The 17,466-nt window shown below is 31.7% G+C and carries 14 protein-coding genes and 6 tRNA genes; 3 read left to right on the top strand and 17 right to left on the bottom strand.

All coding sequences use genetic code 11. The features are described from left to right. Positions 1 to 27: 27 nt before the first annotated feature. Positions 28 to 2,823: an alpha-amylase family glycosyl hydrolase gene (locus EAH69_RS00340; RefSeq protein WP_121933219.1), complete on the top strand. Its 2,796-nt coding sequence runs from the start codon at positions 28 to 30 to the stop codon at positions 2,821 to 2,823. 171 nt (positions 2,824 to 2,994) lie between these two features. Here EAH69_RS00340 and EAH69_RS00335 read toward each other — a convergent pair whose 3' ends face one another. The 4 genes from EAH69_RS00335 to EAH69_RS00320 all read right to left on the bottom strand — a co-directional run bounded on the left by EAH69_RS00335 (position 2,995) and on the right by EAH69_RS00320 (position 5,802). Further along, positions 2,995 to 3,714, bottom strand: a complete 720-nt coding sequence (locus EAH69_RS00335) for an LOG family protein (RefSeq protein ID WP_121933218.1) — start codon at positions 3,712 to 3,714, stop codon at positions 2,995 to 2,997. A gap of 65 nt (positions 3,715 to 3,779) precedes the next feature. Next, entirely contained in the window at positions 3,780 to 4,475 is a 696-nt protein-coding gene (locus tag EAH69_RS00330; protein WP_121933217.1) for a Bax inhibitor-1/YccA family protein, read from the bottom strand. A gap of 39 nt (positions 4,476 to 4,514) precedes the next feature. Next, positions 4,515 to 5,180, bottom strand: coding sequence for a nicotinamide riboside transporter PnuC (gene pnuC, locus EAH69_RS00325; protein ID WP_121933216.1), 666 nt, complete (start codon positions 5,178 to 5,180; stop codon positions 4,515 to 4,517). Next, positions 5,173 to 5,802 carry a 4'-phosphopantetheinyl transferase family protein gene (locus EAH69_RS00320; protein ID WP_121933215.1) on the bottom strand — a complete coding sequence of 210 codons (630 nt, stop codon included), beginning with the start codon at positions 5,800 to 5,802 and terminating at the stop codon, positions 5,173 to 5,175. The genes pnuC and EAH69_RS00320 overlap by 8 nt, the downstream gene beginning before the upstream one ends. A gap of 63 nt (positions 5,803 to 5,865) precedes the next feature. On the opposite strand from EAH69_RS00320, the gene ahcY reads away from it, so the two are divergent. Both ahcY and EAH69_RS00310 read left to right on the top strand, forming a co-directional pair. After that, positions 5,866 to 7,179, top strand: coding sequence for an adenosylhomocysteinase (ahcY, locus tag EAH69_RS00315; RefSeq protein ID WP_121933214.1), 1,314 nt, complete (start codon positions 5,866 to 5,868; stop codon positions 7,177 to 7,179). A 174-nt stretch (positions 7,180 to 7,353) separates the two neighbouring features. Then, positions 7,354 to 8,688: a PDZ domain-containing protein gene (locus tag EAH69_RS00310; protein WP_121933213.1), complete on the top strand. Its 1,335-nt coding sequence runs from the start codon at positions 7,354 to 7,356 to the stop codon at positions 8,686 to 8,688. A gap of 69 nt (positions 8,689 to 8,757) precedes the next feature. Here EAH69_RS00310 and EAH69_RS00305 read toward each other — a convergent pair whose 3' ends face one another. The 13 genes from EAH69_RS00305 to EAH69_RS00245 all read right to left on the bottom strand — a co-directional run bounded on the left by EAH69_RS00305 (position 8,758) and on the right by EAH69_RS00245 (position 17,455). Beyond that, positions 8,758 to 9,348: a hypothetical protein gene (locus tag EAH69_RS00305; RefSeq protein ID WP_121933212.1), complete on the bottom strand. Its 591-nt coding sequence runs from the start codon at positions 9,346 to 9,348 to the stop codon at positions 8,758 to 8,760. After that, positions 9,338 to 9,769 carry a sigma-70 family RNA polymerase sigma factor gene (locus EAH69_RS00300; protein WP_230466649.1) on the bottom strand — a complete coding sequence of 144 codons (432 nt, stop codon included), beginning with the start codon at positions 9,767 to 9,769 and terminating at the stop codon, positions 9,338 to 9,340. Before EAH69_RS00300 ends, EAH69_RS00305 begins: the two co-directional genes overlap by 11 nt. A gap of 79 nt (positions 9,770 to 9,848) precedes the next feature. Further along, positions 9,849 to 10,688, bottom strand: a complete 840-nt coding sequence (locus tag EAH69_RS00295; RefSeq protein WP_121933211.1) for a TraB/GumN family protein — start codon at positions 10,686 to 10,688, stop codon at positions 9,849 to 9,851. A gap of 132 nt (positions 10,689 to 10,820) precedes the next feature. Continuing rightward, entirely contained in the window at positions 10,821 to 11,228 is a 408-nt protein-coding gene (locus tag EAH69_RS00290) for an NUDIX hydrolase (RefSeq protein WP_121933210.1), read from the bottom strand. 96 nt (positions 11,229 to 11,324) lie between these two features. Next, positions 11,325 to 11,401: transfer RNA gene (locus EAH69_RS00285), tRNA-Asp, on the bottom strand. Positions 11,402 to 11,458: 57 nt separating this feature from the next. Continuing rightward, positions 11,459 to 11,532: transfer RNA gene (locus EAH69_RS00280), tRNA-Asp, on the bottom strand. Positions 11,533 to 11,579: 47 nt separating this feature from the next. Beyond that, positions 11,580 to 11,656, bottom strand: a tRNA-Asp gene (locus tag EAH69_RS00275). 50 nt (positions 11,657 to 11,706) lie between these two features. Continuing rightward, positions 11,707 to 11,783 (bottom strand) — tRNA-Asp (locus EAH69_RS00270). A 47-nt stretch (positions 11,784 to 11,830) separates the two neighbouring features. Beyond that, positions 11,831 to 11,907: transfer RNA gene (locus tag EAH69_RS00265), tRNA-Asp, on the bottom strand. A gap of 50 nt (positions 11,908 to 11,957) precedes the next feature. After that, positions 11,958 to 12,034, bottom strand: a tRNA-Asp gene (locus tag EAH69_RS00260). Positions 12,035 to 12,160: 126 nt separating this feature from the next. After that, positions 12,161 to 12,478, bottom strand: coding sequence for a thioredoxin (gene trxA, locus EAH69_RS00255; RefSeq protein WP_121933209.1), 318 nt, complete (start codon positions 12,476 to 12,478; stop codon positions 12,161 to 12,163). Positions 12,479 to 12,588: 110 nt separating this feature from the next. Further along, positions 12,589 to 16,989, bottom strand: coding sequence for a DNA polymerase III subunit alpha (gene dnaE, locus EAH69_RS00250; RefSeq protein WP_121933208.1), 4,401 nt, complete (start codon positions 16,987 to 16,989; stop codon positions 12,589 to 12,591). Positions 16,990 to 17,098: 109 nt separating this feature from the next. Beyond that, positions 17,099 to 17,455, bottom strand: coding sequence for a MerR family transcriptional regulator (locus EAH69_RS00245; RefSeq protein WP_121933207.1), 357 nt, complete (start codon positions 17,453 to 17,455; stop codon positions 17,099 to 17,101). Positions 17,456 to 17,466 lie beyond the last annotated feature (11 nt).

The raw sequence follows: 17,466 nt of genomic DNA, 5'->3' as shown, positions 1-17,466 counted from the left end.
TTTTGTCTAATCTCAAAACCACAATTTATGAGAAACATTATGTCTATTATTTTAGGACTTTTTACAATAATAATTCAAGCACAAGTTTCAACGAATCCAAATCCTTTAGAAGCTGATTTACCAGCAACAATTTATTTTGACAAAGCAAATACAAACTTAGCGAGTTATTCTGGAGACATTTATGCACATACAGGTGTTACAATAAATGGAAATAGATGGCAAAATGTAATAGGGAATTGGGGAAATAATACAACTCAGCCCAAATTAACTTATGTTTCTGGTACAATTTATAAATTAGAAATCCCTACTTATATTCGCCAATTTTACGGCGTAGACACTTCTACAAACATAACAGAAATCTCGTTTGTTTTTAGAAATGCACAAGGAAATCTACAAACCAATCCAGATATACATATTTCGGTTGGTGGATTTAGAGTCCAGATGATTCAACCTGCTCCAAATTCTATTACGAATGTAACTACAGGAAATTCATTTACAATTCATGCTACTTCTACTCTAGCTGCAAATTGGCGTTTATCAAGCAATGGAAATGTAATTCAGGAATTAAATAATACGACAATATTTAATCGTAATTATACCATTAATTCTAACCAAGATTATACTTTATCAGCTACAAATCCAATAACCCAAGAAGTCATTTCAAATTCGTTCAAAGCGTTTTTAAAACCAACTGTAATTACCCAAGCTATTCCTCAAAATTTAAAACAAGGAATTAACTATACAAATGATCATACCAAAGCTTATTTAGTTTTATTTGCGCCACAAAAAGAATTTATTCATGTCATTGGATCGTTTAATAATTGGAACATTTCGAATGATTATGTTATGAAACGCGATACTTCAAATCCAGATTTATATTGGATAGAAATCAATAATTTAAATCCAGGAGAAATCTATTCATTCCAATATCGCACGAGCGACGGAATCAAAACCGCAGATCCATATTCTACTTTGGTCTTATCGCCTTATGACGATCAATACATTTCAACCTCATCTTACCCAAATCTTCCAATTTATCCAAATGGACAGGAATTTGAAGTTTCTATTTTACAAACAAACGCGCCTTCTTATCAATGGAATGTTCAAAATTTCGCAAAACCAAACAAAGAAAATTTAATTATTTATGAATTATTAATTCGTGATTTTAACACGGCTAAAACATGGGAATCTTTGATTGATGATTTCGATTATTTCAAAAATTTAAATGTAAATGCAATCGAAATTATGCCCGTAATGGAATTTGAAGGAAATATTTCTTGGGGTTACAACACTGCCTATCATTTGGCTTTGGATAAAGCGTATGGACCTGCAAATAAGATGAAAGAGTTTATCGATTTATGTCATCAAAACGGGATTGCAGTTATTTTAGATATTGCTTTAAATCACGTCTACGGACGTTCTCCATTAGTAAGAATGTGGATGAATGACCCAGACGGAGATGGTTTTGGTGAACCTACAAATACTAATCCTTACGTCAATACGGAAGCTAAACACAGTTACAATGTTGGGTACGATTTAAATCATCAATTAACTCCTACACAACATTACGTAAATCGCACGATAGAATATTGGATTAAAGAATTTAAAATTGATGGAATTCGTTGGGATTTAACAAAAGGTTTTACTCAGAATTGTTCGCTATCTGATGAGAATTGCACCAATAGTTATCAACAAGACCGTGTGAACATCTTAAAACAATACGCTGATTATCAATGGTCGGTAGATCCTACTTCTTATATAATTTTTGAACATTTAGGACAAAACGGTTCTGCACAAGAAGAAACAGAATGGGCGAATTACAGAAATAACGAAGGAAAAGGAATAATGCTTTGGGGAAAAGCTACTCATAATTTTAATCAAAATACTATGGGTTATGCCGAAGAAAGTAACTTTAATTGGTTAAAACATACTGAAAAAGGTTTTAATAAAAAACATTTAATTGTTTACGCAGAAAGCCACGATGAAGAACGTTTGATGCATAAAAACCTTCAATGGGGAGCGCAAGAAGGAACTTACAACGTGAAAAATTTAACTACTGCATTAGAAAGACAAAAAGCAGTAGGTGCAATATTATTCATGATTCCTGGTCCAAAAATGATATGGCAATTTAGTGAATTAGGTTATGATTTCTCAATTAATTATTGTAACAATGGAACAACAAACGAAGGATGTAGAACAGATCCTAAACCAATTCCTGGAGAAATTGGATATTTAACAAACCAAGACAGAACTTCTGTTTATGATACTTGGGCTAAAATAATTGAGATTAGATTAAATAACGAAGTTTTTAATACAGATAATTACACCATTTCTTCTGGTGATTTAAAACCAAGAATTTCTATTAGTAATCCAAATTTAACTGAAACAGAATTAAAAGATGTAATTGTTGTAGCTAATTTTACAACAAGTACTCAAACTATTTCACCTCAATTTCCATATAATGGTACTTGGTATAATTTAATGGATGAATCGACAATTAATGTAAATTCTACTGATTTCACATTGCAATTAAATCCTGGAGAATTTAGAATTTTTGGTAATAAAAGCACACTAAATATTGTTAAAGATTCAAATAAAGATAAATTAATAATTTATCCAAACCCTACAAAAAATGGTTTCAGAATTAGTGAAAATACTAAAAATGTAAGAATTATAGATTTATCTGGAAAAACGATAAAATCATTTAATGGAAATTTTAAAAAAGATAACTTTTTTTCTACGCATTCTATAAATAGAGGGATATACCTTATTGAAATTAAAAATTCAATTAAAACATATGTTCAAAAATTAGTCATCAAATAGATTTTTTTAACAAGTTTTTCAATATTTTATAAAAAAAAGAATTGATTTAAAATAATTATCTTATATTTTTACAAAAGAGAAGTTACTGCCAAGGATTTCTCCATTTAACACTAAAACTTTTATAAACTAATGTTTAAAACTCCGAGCTAATTACTCGGAGTTTTTTTATGCTTATAAATTTAATTTGATGTTGTGCTTCTCATAGAAAGCTTTGATATGCCCTACAGCTTCTTCTGGAGTATCAACTAAACGATATAATTCAAAATCTTCTTCAGAAATATAACCTTCTTCAAACATTCTGTTTTTGATCCATTCAAATAACCCAGACCAATATTCTACACCAACTAAAACAATTGGAAAACGACCTGTTTTCTTTGTCTGTACTAAAGTTAAAGCTTCAAATAATTCATCTAAAGTTCCAAATCCTCCTGGCATTACAATAAATCCTTGAGAATATTTTACAAACATTACTTTACGAGCAAAGAAATAATCGAAATTAATTTCATAATCACGATCAATGTAATCATTCAATTTTGTTTCGAAAGGTAAACGAATTCCTAACCCAACAGAAGTTCCTCCTCCTCTTTGCGCTCCTTTGTTTGCAGCTTCCATAATTGCTGGTCCACCACCAGTTATTACACCAAAACCAATTTTAGTTAATTCGAAAGCAACCTCTTCTGCAATCTTATAATGTGGATGATCTGGTGATGTGCGTGCCGATCCAAAAATAGAAACACAAGGTCCTATTCTCGACATAGTTTCATAACCAGTAACAAATTCATTCATAATCTTGAACAATGCCCAAGAATCATTTGTTCTTATTTCATTCCAATCCTTTGGACGGAAAGGAGATTGTATTCTATCTTGTTCTTTTTTCTCTTTATCTGTCATAATTTCAAAAATAAAAAACCGTAACAATAGCCACGGTTTTTAAAGTTATAATTATTAATTTCTTATTAATCTCTGCTCATAAAAATTCGTAGTACATACCAAAATAATAACATTAACGAAGAAAATAATCCTAACGCTGCTGGTACATATTGGTTTGTCGAATATTGATATTGGATTTGTTGTGTTTCGTATAAAATAGATCCTGCTGCTAATGCGCACATTGCAACAGAAAACCATAACCCTAACGAAAATCCGAAAATCATTCCTGCAACTATTGTTCCTAAAGCTAGGATAAATCCTATTGTTAAAATTTTCTTCATAAAAGAAAAATCAACTTTAGACATAAAAGCAATAGCTGTTAATGCCAAAAATAATGCTCCGGTTACTGCAGCTGCTTGTTTTAAGACAATTGTCCCTGTATAATTAATTACGATGTACAACATTGGTACAAATAACAACGCTTGTCCTACGATGTATAAAAAATATCCTAAATATTGTTTTGGTCTAGAAACCTCATCCATTGCCATTTTCTGTGCAACCCAAGAGATTCCCATAAATCCTCCGATTAATACAAGCCAAAGGTAACCTTGAGTAAAACTTAATAATGTATTAACAATAAAAGGTACTTGTAAAAATATAGCTTCTAAAATAATAAAAGCTAAAACACCTCCCGCTACATGCCCATAAGTATGCTTATAAAATGTAGCTTTTTCTTCAGAAGTAGCCATTGCTACAACTTCTTTATATTCTTGTGATATCATATATTTTTTTTATAACTGAATCTTACGAAGATAATACATTTATTTTTTAGCATTTTTCTTCCACTCCATAAATCCTAAAAAGGCTAAAATTGTTAAGAATAAATACTGAAAAGATGATATTGCATAACCTTTGTATAAAAGTAACGGAATCATGACAAAATCGCCTATAATCCAAAAAATCCAACTGTCTACTTTTCGTTTAGCCATCATCCACATTCCGATTAAGAAAACACCTGTTAAAGACGCATCAATAAAATCGACAACCGTATAATTCCATGTTAGCGTATTGATTTCGTTGATTGATTTTAACCCGTCAATAATTGGTCTAAAATGATAGAGAATTAATATGAATATAAATGTTCCGAAAAATAATCCAATTGATTTTAGATATTCTTGTTTTGTTGCCCAATCAACCTCTACATGAATATTATCATCTTCAGTTTTCTTATTCCAAAGAACCCAGCCATAAATAGACATGGTTGTGTAATAGAAATTAATCAAAGTTTCGCCATATAATCCCCAAGAAAAAAATAAATAGATGTATAAAAAAGTAGAAATTATACCTGTAGGATAAACCCAAATATTTCTGTTTTTTGAAAGAATAACAGATATAATAGCAAAAATTGTAGCAATTATTTCTAAAGTAATATGGAGAGTTGTGTAATCTCGGTATGGAGAGATAATATATTCTAAAAAATTATTCATGATCCAAAACCCAGATTAAATAATGATCCTCAATCATCTTGTAATAGGCTGTATATTTCAAACTCTTTTCATCATCAGAAATCCAACACGCTATTGGTTTGTTCTCCTCTAATTCAAAAGCTTCAATACGATAATGATTTAAGAAATTCCAAAGGTTTCCTCCATTCAACTTATACAAACCTTCTTTGATTCCCCAAATTATATGAAGGTATTCATTCTCATCAATCTTTGGTAGCCATTCTTGTTCATCTTTTCGTACAAATTTATTTTTGATGTTAGAAATTTTATGCGGACGAGACAATTCAATATCAATCCCAATTGCAAAATCACTTACACCTACTGATACTTTTCCATAAGAGTGTGTGATAGAAATTTCAGCATCGGTTGGCAAATATGGTTTACCTTTTTCATCATAATTCACATCATAATCAACCCCTAATTCTTTTAAACAAGCACGTAGACCAAGATATTCTCTTGCCTGCTTAGGACGAAGCGTTTTATACTTCTCAATCCTATACTCGTTTAGTTGCAAAAAATCCAACAATTCTTCGTTCGTTTCGCTCACTTCCCAAGTAATGATTTTAACAAGGTTTGGCTTATTGATATAATCGATAATTGGCATTTTTAAAATCGTAATTTAGTTTGTAACTTTGCTTACTTTAATATATGTTAAATATATCATTTGATGGATACAAATACGCAATACATTCCTTACAAAGTTAAAGATATTTCTTTAGCTGAGTGGGGAAGAAAGGAAATTACGTTGGCTGAGGCTGAGATGCCTGGGTTAATGGCTATCCGTGAAGAGTACAAAGCGGCTCAACCATTGAAAGGTGCTCGCATTGCGGGTTGTTTACACATGACAATCCAAACTGCAGTATTAATCGAGACGTTAGTTGCTTTAGGAGCTGATGTTACATGGTCTTCATGTAATATTTTCTCTACACAAGATCATGCTGCTGCTGCTATTGCTGCTGCTGGTATACCTGTGTATGCTTGGAAAGGGATGAACGAAGAGGAATTCGATTGGTGTATCGAGCAAACATTATTTTTCGGTGAAGATCGCCAACCATTAAACATGATCTTGGATGATGGTGGAGACTTAACGAATATGGTGATTGACCGTTACCCAGAGTTAGTTGCTGAGATCAAAGGATTATCAGAAGAAACAACTACAGGAGTTCACCGTCTTTACGAAAGAATGGAAAAAGGTACTTTACCAATGCCTGCAATTAACGTAAACGATTCTGTTACTAAATCGAAATTCGATAACAAGTACGGATGTCGTGAGTCTGCTGTTGATGCGATTCGTCGTGGAACAGACTTAATGATTGCTGGTAAACGTGTAGTAGTTTGTGGTTTTGGTGATGTTGGTAAAGGTACAGCGGAATCTTTCCGTGGTGCTGGAGCAATCGTTACTGTAACTGAAATTGATCCTATTTGTGCTTTACAAGCTGCAATGGAAGGTTTCGAAGTAAAACGTTTAGATACAGTTATTGAAACTGCTGACATCGTTATTACAACTACAGGAAACTTTGGAATTGTACGTGAAGAACACTTCATGAAGATGAAAGACAAAACTGTAGTTTGTAACATTGGTCACTTCGATAACGAAATCGATATGGCTTGGTTAAACAAAGCTTACGGTAATACTAAAGAAGAAATTAAACCTCAGGTAGACAAGTACAACATCAACGGTAAAGATATCATTATCTTAGCTGAAGGTCGTTTAGTAAACTTAGGTATCGCTACAGGTCACCCTTCTTTCGTTATGTCGAACTCTTTCTCAAACCAAACTTTAGCTCAAATCGAATTATGGACTAACACTGATGCTTACGAAAACAAAGTTTATACTTTACCTAAGCATTTAGATGAAAAAGTTGCTGAATTACACTTAGCTAAATTAGGAGTTGAATTAGAAAAGTTATCTGCTGAGCAAGCTGCTTATATCGGTGTGCAAGTAGATGGTCCTTTCAAACCTGAGTATTATAGATATTAATAATTTTTAAATTAGATTTTATTTGAAATAAAAAATCATACACTTAACTATAGCCCACGCCCTGAACAAGCGTGGGCATTTTTTTTATTTTAAATATTCATTCATAATAATATAAGCATCAAACTGAAATACGAAACAATATATTTCGTAACTTTAATAGAAGATGCTCATCGAATGAAATTAAAGTATTTCTTATGCATAGTATTCATCGTTGTTTCGTTTATATCTAAAGCTCAGGAAATTGATTTTAGATTAACAGAAAACACTAAATCTGAAACTATCCCATTTCAGATTGTTAAAAACTTGCTTATTATTCCCGTAAAAGTTAATGGAAATGAGATGAATTTCATAATCGATTCGGGATTAAAAGAAACAATCCTCTTTGGTCGTTACCAAAACTCTATCAATCATTCAAATTTAAAAGAAGTCAAGCTAAAAGGTCTTGGAAGTAATCTTGAAGGAAGCAAAGGATATATTTCTACCGGAAATGAAATTCTTATAAGTTCCAAATACATCAATACTTCTGCAAAAATTGTAATTATTCAAGACGAAAATTTCGACTTATTTTCTCGCTTTGGGATGGATGTACATGGAATTATTGGGTATGAATTTTTTAAAAATTATCCCATCAAAATTGATTACTTAAACAAACGATTCACTATTTACCAATCCAACGCATTCATAAAAAATAAAAATCGTTACCAAATCAGCGATATTTATATTAACCGAGAAAGAAAACCATATTTCAATATTGATTTTACTCAGAACGAAACATTTTACAATCAAAAAATGTTACTTGATTTAGGTAACAGTGATGGTTTATGGCTTTTAAAAACTGAAATCCATAATTTAACTCCTCCACAAAATGCATTTTATGATGAACTTGGTAAAGGTTTTAATGGAATTGTTAGTGGTGAAAGAGGTGCTATAAAAGAATTAAGTTTCGGGAAATATATTTTCAAAAATCCACTGATTGCTATTCCAAATATTTCGTCTATTCAGTTTGTACAGCTCGAAAAAGATAGAAAAGGTTCAATCGGAAACGAAATTTTACGTCGTTTTACAATTATATTAGATTATAATGATCAGAAAATATATTACAAACCTAATCGTAATTTTAATCAACCATTTCATTACAACCGAAGCGGATTAACAATTGTACATTCAAATTTTGAATGGGGAAAAGAGACTGTTAATGTTTCATTTAATAAAACGAATGAAATGAACAACCAATTAGTACGCGAGAGTCAAATACAATATAAACTTGTGATGAATCCGGTTTATAAAATAGAAAGTATCAGAAAAAATTCGAATGCAGAAAAAGTTGGGTTGTTAATAAACGATCAGTTAGTTTCTCTTAATAATCGAAAGACAAATAAAATGAACTTGAATGACATTGAAAATTTTATGCTTGAAAACGAATTCAAAGAAATTACCATGGTTGTATTAAGAAACAATCAACTTCTTAAATATAAATTTATTTTAGAGATACCGTATGAAAACAATTAAGAGTAACCGTTGGTCACTCTTTTTTTATTCTTCTAAATCATCTAAAATTTGTTCGATTTGCTTTAACTTTTATTCTTCTAGTTGATTGAGGATTTCTTCTAGCTGTATCAACGGTTTTTTATACAATTTATTTACCCACCATTTTAAAAATTTTATTGTAAAAAAAACATAAATTATCATGAAAATAGTAAAGCTTATAATAAAATAAAAAGAATCAAAAGACACATCATTTTCACATTCAATTAACTTTATACCTATAAGTAAAATAACTAGAATACTAAACACATAATAATACAAACTATATATTTTTATAGAGGATTTATAATTATAATAAAACCAATTAATATTACGTAATGAATTATATTCTAACTTATAAGATGAATTATAAAATTTCACCAAATAGAATAATGGAACAATCATTATAGCCAGAACACATAATATAGTCCACCAAAATATAGGTGTATATACATCTAAAATAAACGGGTATAATAAAATCAAAGGAAAGGCTGGTAATTGATAATAATAAAAATCCTTTTTCATTACTTTTCTTACCATATCAATTACTGTATTAGCTTGATTTTTTGTCTCCAAATTTGATTCAATAATCACTTCATCTGAAGGTTGATTATCCCATTGTTTTTTTAATTCATCAAAATTCATAGCCGTAGGTTTTTATGATGGTTTGTAATTTATCTTTTGTTCTGTTTAATTTCACTCGCGCATTACCTTCTGTAATCCCCAAATTTTGTCCGATTTCTTTATGACTTTGTCCTTCTAAAAAAAGAAATATCAACGCTTTTTCTACCTTATTTAGTTCATGAACGGCTTTATAAAATAATTCTAATTGCGTTTCTTTTTCATTAGAATCTACTTCATCTATGCGATCCAGATTATCTAAAAAAGTATATTTATCTGTTTTTTTCTTTTCTTTTTTAAAATAAGTCAAAGCTGTATTTAGAGAAACGCGGTACATCCATGTCGAAAACTGAGCATTTCCTTCGAAACGTTCGTAGGATTTCCATAATTGTAGTACAATTTCTTGTATCAAATCATTTCTATCTTCATCATTATCCATATACATTTTGGAGACTTTATGTAAAATCCCTTTGTGCTTTTCGATGAGGTGGAGAAATTCTTGTTGTTTGTTCAAAATCAAAAAATTAATTTAAAACTGGAGTGACTTTATATCCTTTGGCTTTTAATAAATTAATTAGTCCTTTTTCTCCTGCCAAATGTGCAGAGCCAACTGCTATTAAAGTTGATTTATCTTTAACGATTGAAGGAATAGTTGCAATCCATTTTTCATTTCTTTCTACCATTAAAATATTATATATATCTGGATTAGAAGCTGAATATTTAATCATTACTTCATCTAAACCATTGATATCTTCTTTTTGATATAAATCAGAAATCGTTTGCATAGTTGATTTAAATTCATCTGTATGTAACATTTTAATTGTTGTTACCATTTCTTTTGTATCGATAAATCGATCTAAATATGCATATTGATCTTTAACAGTTGACAAACCGCCCATAGTTTTGTTAGATGCTTTAAATTTTGAAATAATTTCTTCCTCAAAACTTGTTAACTCACAAGGGAAAGCACCTTGCATTAACAATGACATTACAATCATTGGTTTCATTTGATCAAAAGCCGCTAATCCAGCGCCAAACTTGGTTGTTAATTGCTCGTTGATATAGATTGAATCTTCTTTCGATATTTGAGATGATATCGTTTTATCTCCCATCATGTTAGCCTGCATCTCTGACATAAAATTTGGATTTCCCATATCAATTTCCAAATACGCTTGTTCTGTTTTATCAATTGCTGAAATTAATTTTTCTTTCATTTCAAAATTGTCTTTACAGATCATGTGTACAGTTCCAAAAAGATATGAAGGTTGTTTTAAATCATTTCCTTCTATTTTCCATAAAAGGGAATTTTGACCAAAAACAAATGAGAATATTAATAAAAATACTGTTGTGAATAAATTTTTCATCGTTGTGTTAATTTAATTAGTAAGTAATCAAATTTTCAATTCGTTACAAAAAATAATAAATTTCGTAAAAAAAGGATTTCAAAATAATATTGAAATCCTTTATTCATCAGTATTAAACTGGATATAAAATTTTTAAAAATTTATTTTTAACCAAATTGGTAAACTAAATTCTTCTAATAAATGTGCTAATTGAAAGTTTTTATAATCTTCCTTAGTTATCCAAGCCATTTCTTCAATTTCTGAAGCGATTTTAAGCGATTCTATCGAATTTAAATGAACATGAAATACATTTGCGTGTACTTTCGTATTTGCTTCATTTACGGCTGTTGTAGTGTGTTGTCCTAATAAAGAAACTTGGTGCAAGTTGATATCAATATTAATTTCTTCTAAAAATTCTCTTTTTAAAGTTTCAATTGGTTCTTCAACTCCATCAATCTTCCCACCGACCATCTGAAAAAATTTTGAATTCTTTTTACGAACAGCTAACATTCGTCCTTCGTTGTCTGTTACCAGAGCATTCGCTAAATATATATTGTTCATGCGTTATGCGTTTGTGTTATGCAAAAGTAGAGTTTGTTAAGTTGAAGGCAAAAAAAAAGCTTCACATAAATGCGAAGCTTTAAAAGATATTATAGTTGGCGATCCGGACGGGACTCGAACCCGCGACCACTTGCGTGACAGGCAAGTATTCTAACCAACTGAACTACCGGATCAGTCTTTAATTTTATTTATAATTCTTGATCGTTCTAAAATAGAAAAAGAAATAGATGCGATCCGGACGGGACTCGAACCCGCGACCACTTGCGTGACAGGCAAGTATTCTAACCAACTGAACTACCGGATCTAAAATTATAAATTAATTATAATATATTTTAAGGCAATAAAAAAAATTGGCGATCCGGACGGGACTCGAACCCGCGACCACTTGCGTGACAGGCAAGTATTCTAACCAACTGAACTACCGGATCAGTATTATTTTAAAATATATTATTTTTTGTTAAAGAACTACACTCTTTGTTGGCGATCCGGACGGGACTCGAACCCGCGACCACTTGCGTGACAGGCAAGTATTCTAACCAACTGAACTACCGGATCTAAAATTATAAATTAATTATAATATATTTTAAGGCAATAAAAAAAATTGGCGATCCGGACGGGACTCGAACCCGCGACCACTTGCGTGACAGGCAAGTATTCTAACCAACTGAACTACCGGATCAGTATTATTTTAAAATATATTATTTTTTGTTAAAGAACTACACTCTTTGTTGGCGATCCGGACGGGACTCGAACCCGCGACCACTTGCGTGACAGGCAAGTATTCTAACCAACTGAACTACCGGATCAGTGTTGTATTGTTTTCGGATTGCAAAGTTAGGCGCTTTTTTGAAGTTACCAAATCTTTTTGCAAAAAAAATCTCAGTTTTTTTCAAACTGAGATTTTACTATTTTATAATCAGCAATTTAAAAAATTATAAAATTGCATTTAATTTTTCTACTAATTGTTCTTTTGGCGCTACACCTACAACTTTATCCACAACTTCTCCGTCTTTGAAGAATAAAATTGTTGGGATATTACGGATTCCATATTTAGCAGCTACTTCTTGATTTGTATCTACGTCAACTTTTCCAACGATAGCTTTACCTTGAAATTCTCCAGCGATTTCTTCAACGATTGGTCCTACCATACGACAAGGTCCACACCAAACTGCCCAAAAATCTACCATTGCTGGTTTACCTGACTCAATAATATCTGATACAAATGAAGAGTCTGTTATTTCTAATGCCATAATTTCTATATTTTATTAATTCATTATTTAAGACAAAATTAAACAAAATAATTATGCTATAAAATTCCTTTTATAATTTCTATCAATTTCAGGATAAAATATAAACATAATTAGTTCAATTTAAATTTGATATCTGTATTTTGTTCTAGTTCATTTAATAATTCACGACAAATATTAACACGTATTTTTTGTGCTGGCAAATCAATTTGCTGTTGCTCTTTATTATCTATAATTTTAATACGTAAAGATTTCTCTCCTTGATATTTATAGAATATTTCTGATAATTTAGCTAATATTGAATCATTAAAAATATCAACATCAATATTCAATGTAATTCGATCAACTAGCTTTTCAATAATCTCTGTTAAAAGCTGTAATTTATTAATTTTTGTAAATATTCTACTACTTGTTACATTACCATCTTTGTCTTTAAATTCGCGTTTAGTAATTGCCATACGTAAATTAAGAAACATATTTTCTTGCATAAAGTGCTTGTACATTAAATACTCTTCACCAAACAAGGTGATATCATAAGAATCTGTATAATCACTAAATGTAAAACTACCGAATTCGTTTCCATTTTTAGAGATACGATGCGCAATATTACTCATCATTCCTACCATCGAAATATCTCTACCGACAAGATTATCTTCATTTCCTTTTAAATCGGCAATCGTCATATTCGATACTAAACGCATTTCATGTTTAAAATCGTCCAAAGGATGGGCAGAAATATAAATTCCTACAACTTCTTTTTCTTTTGCAAGTGTCTGAATCATATTCCATTTTTCGCAATCTGGTAACATCGGAATCACATCTTCTACTTCGCCATCTTCACCACCAAAAGAACCGAATAACGAAGTTTGAGCAGAATTCTTTTGTTCTTGATAATTTCCTCCGTATTTAATTAACTTCTCTAAATTCGTCGTTCCGTTATCTATGAAGAAATAACGCCCTCGATGAAATTCGAACGAATCAAAGCCTCCTGCTAAAACAAGATTCTCTATCGTTTTTTTATTAACAGTTCGTAATTCAACACGTTTAACAAAATCGTAAATATCTTTAAATGGACCATTTTCTGTACGTTCTTTAATGATAGATTGTACCGCAGCTTGTCCCACTCCTTTTACACCTCCCATTCCGAAACGAACTTCACCAAGTTCATTCACATTAAACTTCGTAATCGATTCATTGATATCTGGACCAAGAACTGATAATCCCATACGTTTACATTCTTCCATAAAGAAAGTAACTTGTTTAATATCATTCATATTATTTGAAAGTACGGCAGCCATATATTCAGCTGGATAATGTGCTTTTAAATATGCTGTTTGATAGGCAATCCAAGCATAACAAGTCGAGTGTGATTTATTGAAGGCGTACGATGCAAAGGCTTCCCAGTCTGTCCAAATTTTCTCTAATACTTTTGGATCGTGTCCTTTTTCAGCTGCTTGATTCACGAATTTTGGTTTCATTTTATCAAGTACAGCTTTTTGTTTTTTACCCATCGCCTTACGTAAGACATCGGCATCACCTTTCGAGAAATCTGCTAATTTTTGCGAAAGTAACATTACTTGCTCCTGATAAACCGTAATTCCGTAGGTTTCTCCTAAATATTCTTCACACGCATCTAAATCGTATTTAATAGGTTCTTCCCCATTTTTACGACGAACGAATGACGGAATATATTCTAACGGACCTGGACGATACAGGGCATTCATGGCTATTAAATCGGCAAAAACTGTCGGTTTTAAATCGCGCATGTATTTTTGCATTCCAGGAGATTCGTATTGAAAAACTCCAATCGTTTCACCACGCTGGAAAAGCTCATATGTTTTAGCATCATCAATCGGAATTGTATCTGGATCAATTTCGATGTTATGACGCATTTTAACTAATTTAATTGTATCCTTGATTAAAGTTAAAGTCTTTAATCCTAAGAAGTCCATCTTTAATAATCCGGCACTTTCTGCAACCGAGTTATCAAATTGGGTAACGTATAAATCTGAATCTTTTGCGGTTGTAACTGGTACATAATTCGTGATATCATCAGGTGTGATAATCACCCCACAGGCGTGAATACCTGTATTACGAACCGAACCTTCTAAAATTTTTGCTTGCTGAATTGTTTCTGCAATTAAATCTGTTCCATCCGAAAGACGTTTCAATTCATTAACTGCTTCTAATTCTTCCGAACGTAAAGAATCTTTTAAGGCTTTATCATCTAATTTGAAAATTTTAGCCAACTTCATATTCGGAATAAGTTTCGCGACACGTTCTGATTCATACAATGGTAAATCTAATACACGAGCTGTATCTTTTATGGAAGATTTAGCTGCCATTGTTCCATAGGTAATAATCTGAGCTACTTGGCTTGCTCCGTATTTATCAATTACATAATCCATTACCAATGATCTACCTTCATCATCAAAATCGATATCGATATCGGGCATGGATACACGGTCAGGATTTAAGAAACGCTCAAAAAGTAAATCGTACTGAATAGGATCTAAATTGGTAATCCATAAACAATAAGCTACTGCAGAACCCGCCGCCGAACCACGACCTGGACCAACAGAAACGCCCATTTTTCTTGCCGCTGCGATAAAATCTTGTACAATTAAGAAATAACCAGGATAACCCGTTTTCTCAATTGTTAACAACTCGAAATCTAATCGCTCTCGAATATCATCTGTAATTTCTGGATAACGCTTTTTCGCACCTTCGTAAGTTAGGTGACGTAAATAAGCATTTTCTCCTCTTTTTCCACCATCAATTTCATCTTCTGGCGATTGAAATTCATCGGGAATATCGAATTTTGGAAGTAATACATCTCGATATAAAGTGTATTCTTCTATCTTATCAACAACTTCTTGAATATTTATAATCGAATCTGGAACATCCTGAAACAATTGTTTCATCTGATCCTGAGACTTGAAATAATATTCTTGATTTGGTAAACCAAAACGGAATCCACGACCACGACCAATTGGAGTTGCCTGTTTTTCTGCATCACGAACACATAATAAAATATCGTGTGCATTGGAATCGTCTTGACTTATATAATAAGTATTATTTGTAGCAATTAATTTAACTTCGTGCTTACGAGCTAAAGTTAATAAAGTTTGGTTGACACGATTTTCGTCCTCTTGATTGTGACGCATCATTTCGATATAAAAATCGTCACCAAATTGTTCTTTCCACCAAATTAAAGCTTCTTCGGCCTGACGTTCACCAAGATTTAAAATTTTATTCGGAACCTCACCTTGTAAGTTTCCAGATAAAACAAGAATATCTTCTTTGTACTGTTCAATTAACTTTTTATCAATACGCGGCACGTAGTAGAAACCATCTGTGTAGGCAATAGAAGCTAATTTTACTAAATTTTGATAACCGTTTTTATTTTTTGCTAATAAAACAATTTGATACCCATTATCTTTCTGAGATTTATTGGTATGATCTTCACACACAAAAAATTCAGATCCAATAATCGGTTTAATTATTTGTTCTGTTGGTTCTTTTCCTTCAGCGATTAACTCTTCATTCTTAGCTTTTGCTTCTTTGTTATGATTTTGAACTGCCGCATTAAAATGGAAAGCAGCCATCATATTTCCATGATCCGTAATTGCTACTGCAGGCATTTTATCCTTAGCAGCTGCAGCCACTAAAGCATCAACAGAAATTGTAGATTGAAGAATAGAAAACTGTGAGTGATTATGTAAATGCGCAAATTTAGCTTGAGCAAACTGCGTTTTAACCTCATCAGAAATTTCAGGAACATCAATCTTCGGCTCATTTTTCGCCTTTAGCTTCGCAATTTCTTCCGACGCTTTTTTAAGATTGATATGGTTAAGACCAACCGGTTGTATATTCGTTGGATTTGCTTCAGCAAAGCGTACAAAATAGTCGTCCTCTACTTGTAACTCTTTTTTAGTGAAGATTTCTTTACGAATTAATTCGAAAAAACAACGCGTAGTTGCTTCCACATCGGCAGTTGCGTTGTGGGCTTCTCCGAACGGAACACCAAATAAATATTGGTGTAATTCTGTTAATGTTGGTAATTTATAACGACCACCACGACCACCAGGTAATTTTAACAATTCGGCAGTAACTTCGGTACATGTATCTAAAACAGACATTTCAGCTAAATTATTCGCATATTTCATACGATAAAATTCAGCTCCCATAATCTTGATATCGAAACCAAGATTTTGTCCAACGATAAATTTAGCCTTTCCTAAAGCTTCATAAAATAAGTCTAAAACCTGTTTTAAAGGAACTCCTTTTTCGGTTGCTAAATCGGTAGAAATACCGTGAATACGTTCCGAATCATAAGGAATATCAAAGCCATCAGGTTTTACTAAATAATCCTGATGTTCTACTAAATTTCCCATTTCATCGTGTAGCTGCCAAGCAATTTGTATACAGCGTGGCCAGTTGTCTACATCTGTAATTGGCGCATTCCAATCTTTAGGTAAACCGGTTGTTTCGGTATCGAATATTAAATACATGGACGATTTTGGCTTCTAAATAAATTAAGTTTTCAAAGTTACGAAATCTTATGGCAAGATTTTGTTATCAAAAGTTAAGAAGAAAACTTGAATCATAAAAAAAGACGAACTATTTTCGTTCGTCCTTATCTTCTATTTCATCAAAACTCATTTTTAAATTTAAGAGTTCTTGTTTGATATTCTCTAATCGTGTGACAACATCTATTTCTTCTAATTTTGATGGTTTTTTAGTCAAAGATTGCTTAGCACCTTCTAATGTATGCCCTTTTACTTTTACTAAATAATAAATCGTTTTAAAACTTTCGATGTCTTTAGGAGTAAATAAGCGATTACCTTTTTTATTTTTCTTGGGTTGTATAATTTCAAATTCTTTTTCCCAAAAACGAATTAAGGATGCATTTACGTTAAACGCTTTTGCAACCTCACCTATGGAGTAATAAAGTTTATCTGGTAATTCGATATTCATGTTAATCCAAA

Source organism: Faecalibacter macacae (assembly GCF_003687725.1).
GTDB lineage: Bacteria > Bacteroidota > Bacteroidia > Flavobacteriales > Weeksellaceae > Empedobacter > Empedobacter macacae.
This window is presented reverse-complemented; position numbering and strand designations above follow the sequence as displayed.

Coding starts and splice junctions, on each gene's coding strand:
- EAH69_RS00340 (WP_121933219.1), top strand. CDS start 28: ATGAGAAACATTATGTCTATTATTTTAGGACTTTTTACAATAATAATT.
- EAH69_RS00335 (WP_121933218.1), bottom strand. CDS start 3,714: ATGACAGATAAAGAGAAAAAAGAACAAGATAGAATACAATCTCCTTTC.
- EAH69_RS00330 (WP_121933217.1), bottom strand. CDS start 4,475: ATGATATCACAAGAATATAAAGAAGTTGTAGCAATGGCTACTTCTGAA.
- pnuC (WP_121933216.1), bottom strand. CDS start 5,180: ATGAATAATTTTTTAGAATATATTATCTCTCCATACCGAGATTACACA.
- EAH69_RS00320 (WP_121933215.1), bottom strand. CDS start 5,802: ATGCCAATTATCGATTATATCAATAAGCCAAACCTTGTTAAAATCATT.
- ahcY (WP_121933214.1), top strand. CDS start 5,866: ATGGATACAAATACGCAATACATTCCTTACAAAGTTAAAGATATTTCT.
- EAH69_RS00310 (WP_121933213.1), top strand. CDS start 7,354: ATGAAATTAAAGTATTTCTTATGCATAGTATTCATCGTTGTTTCGTTT.
- EAH69_RS00305 (WP_121933212.1), bottom strand. CDS start 9,348: ATGAATTTTGATGAATTAAAAAAACAATGGGATAATCAACCTTCAGAT.
- EAH69_RS00300 (WP_230466649.1), bottom strand. CDS start 9,769: ATGTATATGGATAATGATGAAGATAGAAATGATTTGATACAAGAAATT.
- EAH69_RS00295 (WP_121933211.1), bottom strand. CDS start 10,688: ATGAAAAATTTATTCACAACAGTATTTTTATTAATATTCTCATTTGTT.
- EAH69_RS00290 (WP_121933210.1), bottom strand. CDS start 11,228: ATGAACAATATATATTTAGCGAATGCTCTGGTAACAGACAACGAAGGA.
- trxA (WP_121933209.1), bottom strand. CDS start 12,478: ATGGCATTAGAAATAACAGACTCTTCATTTGTATCAGATATTATTGAG.
- dnaE (WP_121933208.1), bottom strand. CDS start 16,989: ATGTATTTAATATTCGATACCGAAACAACCGGTTTACCTAAAGATTGG.
- EAH69_RS00245 (WP_121933207.1), bottom strand. CDS start 17,455: ATGAATATCGAATTACCAGATAAACTTTATTACTCCATAGGTGAGGTT.